The 17,330-nt window shown below is 26.8% G+C and carries 12 protein-coding genes and 6 tRNA genes; 17 read left to right on the top strand and 1 reads right to left on the bottom strand.

The window, feature by feature from the left end; translation table 4 throughout:
* Positions 1-42 precede the first annotated feature (42 nt).
* Both PRV_RS00445 and PRV_RS00440 read left to right on the top strand, forming a co-directional pair.
* Positions 43-2,424 (top strand): preprotein translocase subunit SecA, encoded by a 2,382-nt coding sequence (locus PRV_RS00445; RefSeq protein ID WP_022768914.1) that lies wholly within the window; start codon positions 43-45, stop codon positions 2,422-2,424.
* 64 nt (positions 2,425-2,488) lie between these two features.
* A complete protein-coding gene (locus tag PRV_RS00440; RefSeq protein ID WP_022768913.1) occupies positions 2,489-3,115 on the top strand; it encodes a sigma-70 family RNA polymerase sigma factor in 627 nt (208 codons plus the stop codon).
* Here PRV_RS00440 and PRV_RS00435 read toward each other — a convergent pair.
* Entirely contained in the window at positions 3,030-4,337 is a 1,308-nt protein-coding gene (locus PRV_RS00435) for a lysylphosphatidylglycerol synthase domain-containing protein (RefSeq protein WP_022768912.1), read from the bottom strand. The two genes, PRV_RS00440 and PRV_RS00435, sit on opposite strands and share 86 nt — an antisense overlap.
* A gap of 116 nt (positions 4,338-4,453) precedes the next feature.
* Between PRV_RS00435 and PRV_RS00430 the strand changes: the two genes are divergently transcribed.
* The 15 genes from PRV_RS00430 (at position 4,454) to PRV_RS02860 (ending at position 17,315) form a co-directional block, all read left to right on the top strand.
* Positions 4,454-4,678, top strand: a complete 225-nt coding sequence (locus PRV_RS00430; RefSeq protein WP_022768909.1) for a large ribosomal subunit protein bL35 — start codon at positions 4,454-4,456, stop codon at positions 4,676-4,678.
* 6 nt (positions 4,679-4,684) lie between these two features.
* On the top strand, positions 4,685-5,029 hold the full coding sequence (gene rplT, locus PRV_RS00425) for a 50S ribosomal protein L20 (RefSeq protein WP_022768905.1): 345 nt from the start codon (positions 4,685-4,687) through the stop codon (positions 5,027-5,029).
* A gap of 55 nt (positions 5,030-5,084) precedes the next feature.
* Complete coding sequence (locus tag PRV_RS00420) at positions 5,085-5,621, top strand: dUTPase (protein ID WP_022768902.1); 537 nt, start codon at positions 5,085-5,087, stop codon at positions 5,619-5,621.
* Positions 5,621-6,169: a translation elongation factor P gene (locus tag PRV_RS00415; RefSeq protein WP_022768898.1), complete on the top strand. Its 549-nt coding sequence runs from the start codon at positions 5,621-5,623 to the stop codon at positions 6,167-6,169. The genes PRV_RS00420 and PRV_RS00415 overlap by 1 nt, the downstream gene beginning before the upstream one ends.
* Positions 6,147-6,839 carry a hypothetical protein gene (locus PRV_RS00410; protein WP_022768894.1) on the top strand — a complete coding sequence of 231 codons (693 nt, stop codon included), beginning with the start codon at positions 6,147-6,149 and terminating at the stop codon, positions 6,837-6,839. The genes PRV_RS00415 and PRV_RS00410 overlap by 23 nt, the downstream gene beginning before the upstream one ends.
* Positions 6,840-6,897: 58 nt before the next feature.
* Positions 6,898-6,985: transfer RNA gene (locus PRV_RS00405), tRNA-Tyr, on the top strand.
* Between the two features lie 8 nt (positions 6,986-6,993).
* Positions 6,994-7,068, top strand: a tRNA-Gln gene (locus PRV_RS00400).
* Between the two features lie 2 nt (positions 7,069-7,070).
* Positions 7,071-7,145, top strand: a tRNA-Lys gene (locus PRV_RS00395).
* 48 nt (positions 7,146-7,193) lie between these two features.
* A tRNA-Lys gene (locus PRV_RS00390) sits at positions 7,194-7,268 on the top strand.
* 68 nt (positions 7,269-7,336) lie between these two features.
* Positions 7,337-7,424 (top strand) — tRNA-Leu (locus tag PRV_RS00385).
* Positions 7,425-7,454: 30 nt separating this feature from the next.
* Positions 7,455-7,528, top strand: a tRNA-Gly gene (locus PRV_RS00380).
* Positions 7,529-7,573: 45 nt separating this feature from the next.
* Positions 7,574-8,404, top strand: coding sequence for a hypothetical protein (locus tag PRV_RS00375; protein ID WP_022768891.1), 831 nt, complete (start codon positions 7,574-7,576; stop codon positions 8,402-8,404).
* Positions 8,405-8,618: 214 nt separating this feature from the next.
* Positions 8,619-14,993 (top strand): ABC transporter permease, encoded by a 6,375-nt coding sequence (locus PRV_RS00370; protein ID WP_022768888.1) that lies wholly within the window; start codon positions 8,619-8,621, stop codon positions 14,991-14,993.
* A gap of 102 nt (positions 14,994-15,095) precedes the next feature.
* Positions 15,096-16,160 carry a hypothetical protein gene (locus PRV_RS00365; RefSeq protein WP_022768884.1) on the top strand — a complete coding sequence of 355 codons (1,065 nt, stop codon included), beginning with the start codon at positions 15,096-15,098 and terminating at the stop codon, positions 16,158-16,160.
* A gap of 441 nt (positions 16,161-16,601) precedes the next feature.
* Positions 16,602-17,315, top strand: coding sequence for a V-type ATP synthase subunit I domain-containing protein (locus tag PRV_RS02860; RefSeq protein ID WP_022768877.1), 714 nt, complete (start codon positions 16,602-16,604; stop codon positions 17,313-17,315).
* Positions 17,316-17,330: the final 15 nt, after the last annotated feature.

Below are 17,330 nucleotides of genomic sequence, written 5' to 3'. Positions count from 1 at the left end.
TCTCCCAAAAGGGGGAATACAAAATTTTAATTGTTCGAGTAAATGGGATTAAAAACATTATTAAGTACTTCAGAATCTACTCTATCAAGACTTAATACAGTTCTTTTACAAGTAGAAGAATTTACTGATGAAGTTAAATCTTTAACTAATGAACAATTAAAACTAAAAACTAAATATTTTTTAAAAAGAATAGAGCTAGGGGAGGAACTATCCGATTTAGTTCCTGAAGCTTTAGCTGTAGTTAGAGAAGCAGTATTTAGAACTCATAATCTTTATGCTTTCCATACACAACTTTTAGGAGCTCTTGTTATTTATGAAGGGAACTTTGCTGAAATGAAAACAGGAGAAGGTAAAACATTAGTTATTGTTTTAGCTGCTTATTTATTAGCTTTAGCACAAAAAGGATTACATGTAGTTACAGTAAATGAATATTTAGTAAAACGAGATGCTGAATTTTGTAGAAAGACCTTAAATTTTTTAGGTCTTTCTGTTGGCTTTAATAGTGTTGCTCTTTCTAGATATTTGAAAAGAGAGATGTTTAAATGTGATGTTACTTATACAACTAATTCAGAATTAGTTTTTGATTACTTGAGAGATAATATGGCCACAAATTCAAATGATATAGTATTGCCTCCTTTAAGTTATGCAATTATTGATGAGGGGGATTCCATTCTTATTGATGAGGCTGGAACCCCCTTAATTATTTCAAAGCCGACAGATGATGGTTTTAGATGGCATTCTGAAATTGATCAAGCTGTTAAATTTTTAGATCAACTTGATTACAAAATTGATTGAGAAAGTAAATCTGTATATCTAAACAGTAGAGGAGTCAAGAAGATTGAATCTATTTTAGGATTAAAACAGCTTTATTCATTAAATAATTCTGCTTTAATTAACAAAATTCATAATGCTTTATCAGCTAATTTTGTTTTTGAAAATGGAAGGGAATATATAGTGCACGATAATCAAATTAAATTAATTGATCAATGAACTGGAAGAATATTAGCAGATAGAAGTTATAGTTATGGTCTTCAACAAGCTATTCAAGCTAAAGAAGGAATAGAAGTAGAAAAAGAAAGTAAAGTATCTGCAAAAATTACCTATCAAACTTTTTTTAGAAAATATAAAAAAATTTCAGCATTATCAGGTACTGGTTTTTCTGAAGCTAAAGAGCTTTCAGAGACTTACAATATGATAGTTGTTCAAATACCAACTTATAAAAAAATTCAACGGGTCGATTTGCCCGATATGATTTTCAAAAATAAAGAAATAAAAATTAAAGCCATCATTGCCGAAATTAAGCACCATTATTTAAAGGGACAACCACTATTAATTGGTGCTAGCTCAGTAGATGAATCTGAATACATTTATTCAAAATTGCAAGAAGAAGGAATTCCTTGTGAAATTTTGAATGCTAGAAATCACTATAAAGAAGCTATGATAATTGCGAGAGCTGGACAAAAACATGCTATTACTATAGCTACTAATATTGCTGGTAGAGGAGTAGATATAAAAATCTCTCCTGAAGTTAGAGAGTTAGGCGGTCTTTATGTATTAGCTTGTGAAAAAAATGAGTCTAAGCGAGTTGATGACCAATTAAGGGGACGTTCTGGAAGGCAAGGAGATCCTGGAAAATCAGTTTTCTTTATTTCTCTTGAAGATACTATTTTCAAGAGATTTGGTGCTGATAAATTTGAAAAAGTTTCTAAAAAAATGAAAGAAGAATATTTTGAAAGTCCTTTTCTTTCAAAAACTATTTCTACTTTACAAAAGCGAATTCAATATGCTTCTTTTGATAATAGAAAGAATTTAGTAGAGTACAGCGAAATTCTTTCTATTCAGCAAGATATTATTTACAAACAAAGAAAATTTATTCTTTTATCTACTGAAAACCAAAAAATTTTTGAAAATATGATCGAAAAGCAATTAAAAACTTGAATGAATCATATTTTTGAAAAAATAGATAGTTCTGAAGAGAAAATCCAATCTTTTATAGCTTTACTAAATGAATATTATTTTGAAATGGAATTATTTGAAGAAAAAGACTTCAAAAATAAATCAATGGAATATATAGAAAGTTTTTTAAATAAAGTATTTTTTAAGTTCTGGGAGATTAAAAAAACTAAATTAGTCAATATAGATATCAATAGTCTTTTAAAAGAAATAATGATTCACTTTATTGATTTATATTGAGAACAACATTTGGAAGATTCAGAAAAAATAAGAACAACAATTAATTTACAATCACTAGAACATAAATCTCCTTTAAATATTTTTATTGAAAAAATGGAAAAAATTTTTGTTGATTTGCAAGAAAACTGTAGATCAACAATTATTAGAGAAGTATTTTTATTAAATTCTCAAAGTTGTAAAACAGAAATAGAAGAATTTGTTAAAAATATTAGGAATAATTTAATAAATTAATTGAACTCGCAAAGCACAAATATGGTACTAAAAAAATCTCGTTTTACTCATATAATGACTTTCGATGAAAAAAGAAAATATCAAAATAAACTCATTAATTTTGGAATATATAAAGAAATTCCAAAATAATAAAGATCAAGAAGCTTTTAATCATGTACTATCTAAATATTTTCCTGCCACTTGTAAATATGCTGCAAAATTCTTAAATAATAATGTTTATTCCAATTTAATTAGTTGATCTTTTCAAGAAGTAGAAAGTTATGTATTCCTAGCTTTTTGAAAAGCAATAAATAGTTACAGGTTAGAGAGCGAAAGCTCTCTTTCTTTTAAAAATTATTTATATCAATTAGTTAAGTTTCAAACTTTACACGAATTAAAAAAGAATTTCAATTGACAGTTTATTTCTAAAGAGCATCAACAATGGTGCAGAGAAACTGAAATAGAAATGGTGAAAAATTCCTTAGATATTTATCAAGATCTTTCATTTAAGGAAAAAACTAATAAAATCTATGAATTCCTAAAAAGTAAAAATATTCAATATGCTCTCATTTGAGATTTAAAATCTCGAGGAATTAAAAAAGCAGAAATATGTAAAAAACTAAAAATTAGTTCTTCGGGGTTAAAGAGTAGGTGACAGTATATCAAGAAGTTAATTCTGGGCAAATACTCTTCTTTAAGTGAAATTTATTAATTCTTTTTTTAATTCAAAAATTTAAGTAATAAATAAATAAAAATAAAGAACTTAATAGGAGGGGTTGATATTTTTGAGATCATCTTCACAAAAAAATAGTTTCATTTAATTTATTTGAATTTTCACTTGTTTTTCCATTTTCCACTTGAGATCCTCCATTTAAAGAAAATAATTTATTCATCTTATCTATAGTAAATTGAATAGATCCTTCGGATCCGGGAGTAGGAACAAAATTATTAGAAGTAGTAGAAATATTAATAATATGGAAATTATTAAAAAAATTACTTCAATTATTATTGATCGAAGAACTAAAAAGGGCGAATAAAGAATAATTAAGAATATTTTGAATAGTGAAAACAAATATTGCTCTAAAAGTGACAATATTAAAAAAAGTTCTTATGAAATTTTTCTTAAATTTTTTATTACTTAAATATTTTCATTTGATATCAAAAATTGTTAAAGTATTAGGAATTCTAAATAAAGCGTTGAATTTATATTTAGTAATAGAAAAGAAATAATGAACTCTTTTGCTGTAACTAATAGAAAATACAAAAGCAGTAGAAATGAAATCTATTAGTAAACCAGAAACCATCATTCAATAATATTTCAAATCTGGTTGATTCTTAGTTCAATTACCTTGAAGATTCAGATAAATAAAAGAAGGTCAGGTAATTATTCCTTGAGATAAAAATCAACTAATAGTTAAAGCTGAAACTATTGAGGCTCCTCGCCTCAAAGGTATTCCTCTTTTTTTAAGCCATCAGATTATATAAGGTTCTGAACCTATAGAAAAAGGAGTGACAGATCTTATTAAAAATGAAATAGAATGAAGTTTCAATCATTCTATAAAAGAAATTTTCTTATCTTTTTGAAAAATTCTTCCTGAATAAGATAATTTATTGAGAAAAATATCATTGATTGCAAAAAATAAAATGCCAAAAATAAATACAGCAGTGAAAGATTTATTTTTAGTATTAACTTCATTAAAAATTAATTTAAATTTGCTTCATTCTATAGGTTGTATATATAAAATATTGAGAATTACAAATAATATAAAAAAGCAAGATCATATTTTTACTAAATTTTTTTTATTAAATTTATAAGCTTTTTTAAGAAGAATTAATAATATTGGAGTAGATTTTTCTTTACTTTTGGGCCCTTTATTAAATCATTTTTCAAGAAAATGATTTTCACAATTTGCAGAAAAATTAGTACTTAACAAATTAATTTATTTAGTTAATTAAATAAATTAAAGAGACAAAATTTCCTTTAAATTTAAAATTAAAAAATAAAATTCGCCTTAATAGTGTTTATTCATATTTAATTTTCAGTATTTAAATGAAAAAAAAGGTTAAAAAAATTAAACATAAGACTAAAAAATCTTTAGCTAAAAGGGTTGTTATTCTAGGTTCTGGGGCTATAAAACGAAAAAGATCGCATAGATCTCATTGTGCTTCTGCGAAAACTACCAAACAAAAACGAAAAGCTAGAAAAAGTGTTCTTTTTAATGAAGCACAATATAAGATAACAGCTTATCTTATTCATTCCAATAATAAGAAGTAGTTAGAAATGCGAGCTACAAATAGTGTTGCTACTAGACGTAGAAGAAAAAAAATATTAAAGAGGGCTGAGGGATATTGAGGTCATAGACATATTGGTTATAGGGTTGCTAGACAATCAATTTTTAAGGCTGATCAATATGCTTATAGAGATAGAAGAAATAAAAAAAGAGAATATAGAAGACTTTGGATTTTGAGATTAAATGCTGCTTTTAGAGGGGCTGGAATTACCTATTCTCAAGGAATTAATGCTTTAAAAAAAGCTAATATAAAGCTAAATAGAAAGGTATTATCTGAATTGGCTATTACTAATCCAGAACAATTTAAAAAATTAATTTCTACTATTTCTAAATAATTGGTTTTTATACCTTAAAAGGGCTTTTAAAGTCCTTTATTTAATAAATTAAATTTTGAAGTTATCAGAATTACTTCAATATCAAAAAGAATTAGATGAAAAAGTTTTAGAAAAACAATTTTCTTCTTTAGATGAATTTAGTCTTTTATTGGCGCGAAAAACTGCTTTAGTTGTAGAATTCTTTGAATTTCTGAATGAAACTCTTTTATTCAAATATTGAACTAAAAAAGAGATTAAACTAGAAAATTTAAAAGAAGAATTTATTGATATTGTTCATTTCACTCTTTCCTTATGTTTAATTTATAAGAAAGAGGAAGAAGCCGAGAAGTGCATATTAGGCACTTCTAGGGAAGGAGGAAGTAATTTATATGTTTTAGCTAGAGAAGACAATAAACTTAGAACAGAATTATTACATATAAGTTACAGTTGAATGGCTTCCATTCATGAGGCCATTCAAGAAAAAAACTTTAAGGAATGATTAGGTTGATTGTCTTGAATTAGTGTTTTAATGAATTTAAAGGGGGAAGAAATTAAAGAAAATTATTTATCTAAATGGAAAATAAATTTTGACCGTTTAGAAAGTAATTCTTAATGTCTAGCGATAGAATTCTAGAAGCTAGAGAATTAAGAGCTGGTCAAACTGTTTTATGAAAAGGAGTTCCTCATTTGGTGTTAGACCATTCTTTTAATAAAACAGCAATGAGGGGCGGTTTAATTAAATGTAAATTAAAAAATCTATATACTAAAGCTATTATTACTGAGGAACTTTCTAATCAAAGATTAGAAAGAGCTATTCTTAGTAAAAGAGAAGCTATATTTACGCATAAAGAGGGACAAAATTTAAAGTTTTGTGATAGTGAAACTTATGAAGAATATAGTTTATTATCTTCTGATTATGCTCAATTATCATCCTTTCTAGAAGAGGGATGTTCTCTTCAACTAGTCTGATATGAAGAAAATTTAATTGATTTTATTTTGCCCGAAAAGATGAAATTAACTATAGAAGAGTTAATTCCCGTGAATAGTGAAGTTCAAAAAGCAATATTTAAAACAGGTTTTGAATGTTTAGTTCCTTTATTTTGTAAAGTAGGGGAAAGTGTTTGAATTTCAACCGCGAATGGAAAATATCACTCAAAGTAAATCAAGATGGTATTTAATAATACCTTTATTTCCCATATCTTGTCTTATTTTTTTATTATTTTCCCTATATTCTTTAAGACATAGAAAACAATACAAAGGATCAGAGGAATATTCCTCTAGATACTTTTTTTTAAAAAGGGTATATTGATTTCTCTATCAAATATTTCCCCAAAAAGATGTATTAATTGATAAAGAACAATTAGGTTTTAAAAATTCTTTAGTTGTTGTCTATTGTCCATATTTTTCTTTTTTTTCCATTTATTTAGCTTTTTTAATTTCTAATTTTTATGAAAAAAATTATCAAACTAGAAAATCTTTTAGAATATGTACTTTACACTCCAAAAAGGCTTGATGAGAATTCTTCTTATCTTCGATAGAGCTCTTTAGAGAAATTCCTGCTAGGAATTTCTTAAAAGAAAGTGATGAATCTATAGTGTATTTTGTAGACTCTATTGAGTCTTTAAGAGAAATAATTAAAAATTCTTATAGAACTTTAGTGTTTTTTAAACTAAATTCTTCTTTCAATTGGTTTCAAGGCTATAAAAGAATTTATAGTGCGATTGGAAAAATAACTCTTAAAGAAAGATTAAAAAATTTAAGAGAATTTAATGCAAAGTTAGAGAAAATTTTCTCTAACTTAACAAAAAAAGAAGTAATTATGGATAAATAATTTTAAAATAAAATTTAGTTTTCCTGTATTTCCTTACAGAAGAGGAGATATATAAATAGGGTAGGTAGCGAAGTGGTTAAACGCGTCTGACTGTAGATCAGATACCTTATTAGGTTACGGGGGTTCGAATCCCTCCTTGCCCACCATTAATTTTTGGGCTGTAGCCAAGCGGTAAGGCAATGGACTTTGACTCCATGATGCGACGGTTCGAATCCTTCCAGCCCAGCCAAGGATTCACTAGCTCAGCGGCAGAGCATTTGGCTTTTAACCAAAGGGTCCTGGGTTCGAATCCCAGGTGAATCACCAAGTACTGTCAGAATTTAATTCTTAAATATTTTTAAACTTACTTTTAGGGACTCACTAGCTCAGCGGCAGAGCATTTGGCTCTTAACCAAAGGGTCCTGGGTTCGAATCCCAGGTGGGTCACCAAATTACAAAATAAGATCTTTAAATTATTAGTATAATATTATTTTTAGTTAGAATTTTTTATGAAAAAAGCTGGGGTGGCGAAATTGGTAGACGCCCGGGATTTAAGTCCCCGTGCAGTGGTCCTGCGTGTGAGTTCGAGTCTCTCTCCCAGCACCAGTTTATGCATCCGTCTTTTTTAGGGTAATTGCAACCATAGTTTAGTGATAAAACATTTGCCTTCCAAGCAAAGGATAGGGGTTTGATTCCCCTTGGTTGCTCCATTTTTTATTTATTTAAATTAAAGAAGTATTTAATAATTAGTTAATATGAAATCAATTTTCAATTTAGGTTTATTTAGAGAATATTTAAGAGAGGATCTTACCTCTTTTGAATATGGTTTTATAAAAAAGGTATTTTCTCAAGCTGCATTAGGATTTGCCGCTTTTGGCGCAATTGTTTCAATTTTGGCGAGTGTATCTAAATTTGATACACATCTCGGTGGGGCTGAAGCTTTTTGAGGAATTTTAGGAATTTTTGCCATTGCTTCTGGCCTAATGTTTATGTTTTATTATTTTCCTAAGTACAAAAATAATCCCTTAGATGTAAGAACTCCCTTTGTAAGAAATGCTTATATTTCATTGTTTTTTAGTTACGGAACTATTTTCCTTTTGTTATTAAAAGGTGTTAGTTATATATCTGGAGGTAGTAGCGATCAACATGCAAATCTTTGAGTTGGTTTGTCAATTTTCGGAATGACCTTGATAGTCTATTCAATTCCAGCTTCTATAGGTTTTTTCATGAAAAAACATTCCAAAGCTGTTAGTCTATATAAATTCTTAGGTTTTTGCTATTCCGCTTATTTAATACTTTTCCTTATAAGCTTGATTGGTTTAATAATGGGTAGTGTATATGAAAAAATTTCAGGTTACGCTCATTTTGCACTTCTTATTCTTTGCGGTGTTATTATATTTACTTCTCCTATATTATCCTTATACAGAATGAAGACAGTGGTTAGATATTTAGATCCACAAGATGCTGTTGTTACGAAAAAATGAGAAGTTTTCTTTGTATTTGAAATTTTGGCTCAATTAATGCAAATGGCTCTTTATATATCAAGATTTGTACTTTATTACTGTTTAGGTTGCAGTAGAAGATAAGAGGTTTTTTAAAAGTCTTTTCTATAAAAATTAGTTTTTTCTCTATAAATTAGGCTATAGCACATAGGGGTAGCCTTTAAGGCTGCTCCATTGCGGCCTGACCTGGTTTAGGCTATTATTCCCCGACAACTACAGCAGAATAAATTTTACAATGAATTAAATAAATTTAAAATGGGAAAATTTTAATTAATTTGTAATTTTTTTCAGAAAGTAAATGTTTTTACTTTCTAAAACAGTAATTAATCATATAAAAACTAATTTCTTTTCTACTGCTGTCATAACCTTTTTTGCTGGTTGTTCAGCATTTGTGCAAATTTCTACAGACAATATAAAAGAAATAATAGATTCTTCTATAAAACCTTATTCTATTGCCCCTAAAAATGATATGTTTATAAAAACTGGTAGTCCTGATATTTATTCGGGAGGTTCAAGTTTTACTGTTCCAGTTTCGGTAACTATTCAAGATGAAAAAATTGAGGCAGGAGGTCCCAAAGAAATAGAAATTCGTTATTTAACCCCACAAGGATGATTTGTTAACTATAAAGATCAATTAGCCAGTGAACGAATGGGTAAATTAAAGGACTCTAAAGCTAATTATGCTGGGGATTACTGTGTCCCGATGAAAGGTATTAAATCTATTTACACTAATTATTGATTTAGACCGAAAATAAGATTCAAGGGTATTTGAGACGCTGCTTTAGTGAAGGATGGAAACTTATCTACCGCCTCTCTAATACCTAGAGATAATTTGAAATTTAGAAAAGAATGTGCTGATTATACAGAAGAAATGGACATTTCAAATGAATTTTTAGGAAGAATGATACAAGATTACCTCAAAGCCTATCATAGCGAAGAAAATACAGATTACAAAGATTCTTTAGTAATTGCAATTGCTGGGGCTGATTCTAAAGCTCAAGAAAAAAATAAAGAAAAAGGATATGAGACTGTAAAAATTAATTCAGCTTGAGGAGTTTTTGATGAGATTCCGCAAATTACAGAAGTCAAATCAAGAGAGCGTAGAGATACTATTTCTCTTTCTAGATCTAAAAGAAATGCTACAAACACCCAACAAGAAGAAAAAGCTTTTGAAAGTAAAAAAAGTTCATCAGATGACTTGAAAAGGCAAGATCTTGATGTTGATGAAAGTTTAATACATGGACATTTAACTTGAGAAAAGTTGGGTTATCTTTGTGAATTTGGAGATATAAAAATTTATCAAAAATTAAAGCCTCTAAGTAGAGCAGTACCACAAGGACAGACTAACAAATGTTGAAAAAAAGTAGAACAAACTAATAAGCGACAATTACACACAATTCTTAGAAATGGGGATATGGTTGGAATGTCTAAGGATTCTGGAAAAGTTATTGAACAAATAGATTCTGGAAAAAAATATCAAGAATTAAAAAGTCGCGAATTTACAAGAAAATATAGAGAGAGAAAAAAAGCTAAATTAAAAATCCAAACAGAAGAATGATTACTAAATTCTCAATATTTGGACTTAAGAAAAATATTAGAAGAATTTAGAAGAAAAGAAGGGCAAACAGAATTAGTTCAAGCTTCTTCTAAAGAAGATATTCAACAAACTAACGATTCTACCTATACTTTCAATAATCATCAATTATGAACACCTTTTGAGCAAAACCCTTGATTAGAAAAAGCAAAAGATAGAAAAATTAAACGAAAAGCAAAAGATTTATCAAATATTGTTAATCAATGACGACTTTTACAAGATAATCAAATGATGAAATTTATTCCAGATCCTCGGGAAGAATATAAATTGAAATTCAATATTCATAGATCAATACAATTAACAAATTTAGGTAATTCGACTGCATCATTAAAGAATAGAGAAACAACAGGACACTCATTTAAAGTAGTCTCTATAGAAGATATAAAAGAAAGAGGAGAATTAAATCCTCTAGTTATTGTTGAGGGTAATCCTCTTTTTGAAGCTAGAGAGGATCAGGAAAAATTATTAAGAGATTTTATAAATGTTTATGATCAACCATTCTATTCTCCTTGAATGGTGCCAATGTTAAGAATGATTTCTAGAGCTAAATTCACTGATGAACAAAAAGATATAAGAAATACTTTCCAATGATGAGTAGCTTATTTGCAATATCCTTGAAGAGATACTTGAAATATACCTGAATTATTAGATAAAGAATATCAACCAGAATATCACAGAAAACTTCAAATATGATTGAATGAAATTCAAGAAAATAATTGAAATGTTAGCGGTTCAAGAATAATATTTAATTTCACTTCTTATCAAAAATTCCATTTAGTAGATGCTCAAATACTCCCTAATCTTTTTGTGGAATTAAAAAATTTCAAAATGGTGGGTTATATAGATCAACCTACCTCTTATTTCACAGTTATCTCACCAGAATATGCAAGAATTAATGGATTTAAACCTATTTCAAATGAAAAATATAAAGAATTTAGAAAAATAATTAATAATTTGTGATTAGAACAAGAAACGTGGGAAAAAAGGTATAAAGAATTTATTGACGATCAGAAAAATTATGAACACATTATTAATGTGGGAGATAAAAAACTAATTATTACTGGATTAGGATTAACTCCTGAGCTGTTATATCCAGCACAATCTTGAATATCTCTTCAACCAGATAAAACGAAGGAAGGGGTTATTTATGTAGACAAATTTGGATTTAATGATTTAAAAGAAAGAGGTTCCACTAAATGACAAGAACAATATATTACAGTAGGTTTTCCAGAAGTAATTAAAGCTCAATCAAAAACAGAACAAATTAAATATATGGAAAAACTACAAAAATACTTAGATCAAAAATTAGATAAACATAAAGATTACTATACCTTAACTAAATTAGGAGAAGAAAAAGGTAATGATCAACTTTATAGCTTAAGAAGTAGCTATATTCCTGCCTTCCAATCAAGAGTTGGAGCAGTCTCCTATACTCTTTCCGGATTAATTTATGCAATAGTTATTACTCTAATCATTATCCTAGTAAAAAGATATATCAAGAGTAATATGTATCTATTTAGTAATTTTGTAGCTAATGGAATGGGTAAAACTGATGTTTTATTGAATGTTTGTTTATTTACATTAATTCCTTTAGCTGCTGCAACAATGATAGGATATTTTCTATCATTGTTGACTCAATCAAGCTTTTATTCAATTATTTCCGCTTATTGATTCTTAAATACTAAATTTAATTCTTTAAATCTAGGAAATACTTTGTACTTTATTTTTAAAGTATTATCTTTGGTGGCTCCTGTAGCTTATTTCTGCTCTTTCTGAATACTAAAAGATAATGCTAGTGCACTACTAAAAACAACTTCCGGAATGAAAATTAGTAAATTCAATTTCTTTGTTTATAGATTACTATATAAAATTTCCTCCATTTGGAAATTCAGATCAGTATTATTGTTCAATACTTTAAATCAATCAGCAATTCTTTCAGCAACTTCTGTAATAGGATTTATCTTCTTAAACTTTTTCTTCCACAATCATGGAAAGTTTTCGCAAGTTGCTAAAGCTGAAGAAGCGACCAAAAAATATGGATTTGATTTTGAGTTAGATACTCCAACCAAAGAATCTGGAGAATATAACTTAAGTTCTTATGAGAATTTAGGAAAAGAAATAGACTTAATGCAAGTTGAAAACCAACAACCAACAACCAACAATTTTGAAAATAAAACTTTTGGAGTAACAAAAGAAAGTGATAATACACATTATCAAATTAAAGGCAAATATCGAGAAACTGAAATATTAAAAGATATTTACGACAACTATTATGGCCAAGTAAATGGTTGATGGGGAAAGTCAGATTTAGTTAAATGTGACAATCATGGTGCTGTTACGCAGCAAACAGAAAGCAATGGCAAACAAGGTGATCATGCTTGTTTAAAAGATTACGGTGCATTTTTAAAAACAGACAATAAATGAAAACTTTATCCAAAATCTGATAATTCACGAAAGAAAAGAGAAACAACAACCAGTTCAACAAATACAGATTTAAAAACTTACACACATTTTGAAACTGGAGAGCCAATTTTTAAATATTGAAATGATTTTTACGAAAAAAACATTAAAAAAACAAATGGAAATAGTAGTTCTTCAGAATCATCTGGATGACAAACATTTACAGTTAATGGAAATGGGCAACAACAAAAAACTTATCACTTGCCAACATTAAAAACTCTCTTAAATTGATATAAAAACTTTTGAATAATTTCTTCAAAAGACTACGATATCATCGAAAGTTCCCTAGAATTCTTTAGAGGAAAAACTATTCTAAGAATTCTTTTAGATATAAATATTGAATATAACTCTGAATCTGGTAAATTGAATTACAATGTATGAGATTGAACGTCTAAAAATTTAGAAAAAGTTCAACCTATTTTAAAAAAATTAGATGAAGAAAATTATGATAATTTCATTCAAGATATTGTCAAAAGTAAATATGGACCCTTCTTTGTCTCAAAATTTATGACTAAACACGAAGCGACAAGTTCATCCCAAACTGAACAAGGAAAAATAAATTACAAAGATTTAATAAATAAACAAGGAGATAAATATAGAGGAAAAAAAACTTACTTCTTTAAAGGAGAAGAAATTGGAAGAGAAAGTCAAGCAACTAACAAAAGACAAAAACAAAGAAACGGGAAAAATAATATCTTCCCGACGCAAGATTTATTAAATAAATCAGAAAATGGAAGCAATTCAACAACAGATCAACAAAATAGCAATAATAAAGCGTTCGAAGATGGACTTTATTATCTAGATGGATCAAAAATAATTATTCTAAATAATTCAACAATAGTTGATCGTGAAATTGTTATTATGTACAATCCAGAATTCTTATATCTATTATTTACTGCTATAGCTGATTTTGCAGATCAAAGAAATAACGGACAATCAGGAGAAAAATATAACCTTCCAATTAAATATACTTTCGGGAATGTAGTTCATACTATTGAAAACAAAGAAGAAATAAAAAATAATTTACCACCACTTCATTTCTTTTCTTCTATAAACGGAAGAAGTGAATATTTAAAGAAGGCTAGTCAAAATGAAGGGCAACAACAAACTTTTGATGCCACAAAAACTCCCCAAGGAGATCAAACATATACTTGAACAAAAGGAACTATGACTGCAAAAGATAAAAATAAAATACTTTCCACTTCAACAAAAATAATTGGATTAAAAGAGGATGTTAGAGGAGCTTATTTCAAATTATTTAAAGATCAAAAAATAATAAATCATTTGTTGTATAAAAAACAAAATAGAAATAATAATATATTTCCAATAATTGTTAATAGATTTGCAGCCAAAAAACATAACTTAAGAGTGGGAGATGAAATTAAATTTAAACCTCATAATCATTACACTAGATTTACTTGTCAATTAAAAACTCTCCCTAAAGATGAACAAGAGAAAAACCAAATAAATTCAGAAAGAAATGGTAAAAATAACAAAATTTGTGAATTAATTGAAAATAATTCAAATCTTCAATTATCCTCAAAAGAACCCAAAGAATATGAATCAAAATATCATTGAAAAAATAAAGAAATAAAAGAATATACATTGAAAGTAATTGATATTTTTGATTCTTACTTTAAAGAAGCTTTTTTCATGTCACAAAAAGATGTAAACAAGATTATTGGCTTAAATGAACATACAGGCTTTAATGGAATCTTTACTGCTGGAAATAAAACTTTGGATATTGGTAATTTACCTGAACAAATTAGTTTAGCTTTCTCTTCATATTCTGTTTCAGGTATTTACACAAATGTACAACAAAAACTAGAAAATACAGCATTCAGAAATCTTATGAGCTATGCCCCTCCACTTAAATCAAGCAAACAAAAGGGTAAAGAAAAAGATCCAAAATGAATAGTAGGTAGTGATAGAAATTACAAAATCTATCAAGAATTAGTTGAAAACAATAATATAGATTACACGAAAGTAAATGATTTGAAAAATCAAAACATGGAACAAGTAGAAGAAAAAGATTTACTGCAATCAACTGCACAAGAAGATAGTCAAATAGAAGATGAAGCGAGAAATTATTTGGCAAATTATTTTCTTCAAGCTTTTTCTAAATATGCGACACCTATGAATTCATCTATTATTGGAGTTATGAACAACAATGTGTTAAATGATGTAATTTTCAAAAATTTAAGTAATTTAACAGATAATATTTCTTACTTATTCATTTTCCTTGTTTTCCCACTATTAGTAGTGAGCCTAATAACTGTTATATATCTTCTAATTAAAGATTTGGAAGGTATTTTTGTAACAACTAAATTATTAGGCTTCGGAAATAGAGAAAATAGTATGCCAATTACTATTTATTTATTTGCCTTACTATTTATTTCATCTTTTGGTGGATCTTGTGCAGTTCCTTCTATATTAAATAAATATGTAAATATGCTATTTAATAATCAATCTATTCTATTACCCCTTTCATTAAATAATGGATTAATGACTGGGGTATTTGCTCTATTAGCAGTTATTTATTTTTTCTCAATGTTTAAGTCTTACTTAAAAATTAAAGGAATATGTCTTCCTGTATCTATTAAATTATTAGTAGGTTAAATTCTTAAGAAAAAGAAATTTATAAATCCTAAATAATCCATATTAAATAAAATTGTTTAAAATTTAATTTTTTAATACTAAGAATTATTTTTAAAAACTAAAATGCCTCTGGCCCTGAAGTACAAATTATTGGGTAGTGCAATTTTCGTTGTAGGAGCTAATTCTACAGCAGTTCCTTTTGTTTGAAAATCAAAAGGAGAAGAGTTTCGATCATTGTTAAAAGAAAATGTTTCAACAACCAGCAATAATGAAAATGAAATATTGAAATCTTCTCCTCAAGAAGACAAACTTAAATTTCAACAAATTAACTCTGATCATTTGAAATTAAACGATTCAAAAGAAATAAATATTTCTGCAAATACAATAAATATTCAAGTTAATAATTCTGAAGTTTTATTAATTGATTCTTCTGGTAATGAGCGAGAAATTAAACAACAATTCAATGATGTTACACGTAATGTAAAAAAAATAACAAGAGAAGTTAAGAGAGAAAATAATATAAGCAAAATTAATGAAAAGCAAGAAGAAATAATTAAAAAAGCGATAAAAGAATTAGAAACAAAAAAACAACATTATGAACAAGCTTTCAAAAAAACAAAAGAATATTATGATGAAAAAATTAAAGGCGCTCAATCATCTATTTGTATAATTGCTCAAGAAAAGGAATATAAATTATGTTACGGAGATAGATCTTCAAAAGTTACAGAATTAAATAAAGAGCACAAAATAGCTTTAAAAGAATTTTTAAAAAGTTATATAGATTTACATGAAAATATGATAAATTTACAAAATAAATTAAATAAAAGTATTAGAAGTAATAGTGAAGAAGTTAAAAAAAATGAATTTAAAGGGGAAAAAGAAAATATTGAAAAAATATTAAAAAATTTAAAAGAAATTAATTGAGATAAAGAAAAAACATTGTTTAAAGGTAAAGATAAATCATTAGCTTCTAGTTTTGGGTGGAAAGAAAAATGAGAAGACAATCCCTTTAATGCATTATTTGATACTGAGATTGAATGAGAAATACATATGAGAAGAATAATTGAGGCGAAAAAAGAAAAAAATAATAAAAATAATTTAAATAATGTTTTTTATGAAATGAATTTACTAATTGCAACTAATTTGTTGAAAAAAATGGGTCAATTAAAAATAGAAGAATCTAGATAGAAATTAGTTTTTTAAATTAATAGTGTATAATGAATTTTGCGGGGGATTCAGGAAGAATTCCCCCGCGCATTTTATTTTTTTAAATCTTTGTTTTTCCTGAGTTTTGGAAGTTTTCTTTAATTTTTAATAGATAATTTAAATTTTTTAACTACTAGGTGAATTTAAATTTTTCTACTTTCTAAGTTAGTATCCTTAGCTTCCCTGTCTACAGGGATAGTTGGGACTTCTGTTTATTTAATCCCTTATAATCTAGAAAACAATAGTTTAAAAAAGTTATTTCAAAAAATTGAATCTAAATTTAACAATCAAAATATACAAATATTCGAAAATCAAGAAGCAAATAAATTTAAGGAATTATTAAATCTTTATGACGAATTATCCAAAACTTTAAAAAATTCTAAAGAACTTAAAGATTTAATTAATAAATCTATAAATTTATTTTTGGAATCTATTTTAAAGTCAGAAAAAGAACTTTCTGATTTATACAAAAATAATTTAGAAACTAAAAATAATTTATCTAAATTATTAGAAAATATAAATAAATACCAAGAAAAACATTTAGAGTTGGAGGCAACTCTAAATGCAATAAGAAATTCTATAAATTTATTAAATAGTATTTACAAAGCTATCAACAATTGAAGTAATTTTTTTGATTCTTTATATAAAATAGTGGAAACAGAAACTAATAAAACTTTTCGGGGGGGGCAACAAGAATCAAATAACAATAATTTAAAAGGAAATTGAGCGAAAGAAAAATTACAAAATTTTAAACAAAATATTATGAAAGAAAATTCTAAAGCTATAAACAAATTACTACAAATAAATTATTTGAGCGAAGAATTTTTAAAAAAAGAATTTAGAATCGTCAATTTTATCAATGATATAAAGTTGAAAATGCGTATTTTTGAAAGATTTTTTTCATCTCTTAAGCTAGAATCTCGTATTTTAGAAATGGAAATAAATGAAATTATTAAAAAATTAAATGAACTTCAAAAACAGCTTACAACAACTTACAAAAAATTACAAAATTTAAAAGATAAAGTTCCTATTTTTCAAAATTACGAAGGAATATTAAAAAATAATATATGTCAAAATATTGAAATGTATAAACAAGAAAATAAACAAAAAGTCAGTTGTATTGAAAATATAAAATAATTAAAAATTGAAAAA

The sequence above is a fragment of the Mycoplasma parvum str. Indiana genome, assembly GCF_000477415.1.
In the GTDB taxonomy this organism is placed as follows: Bacteria; Bacillota_I; Bacilli_A; order Mycoplasmatales; family Mycoplasmoidaceae; genus Eperythrozoon_A; species Eperythrozoon_A parvum.
The sequence above is the reverse complement of the archived record's forward strand: the minus strand, read 5'-3'. Positions and strand labels throughout refer to the sequence as shown.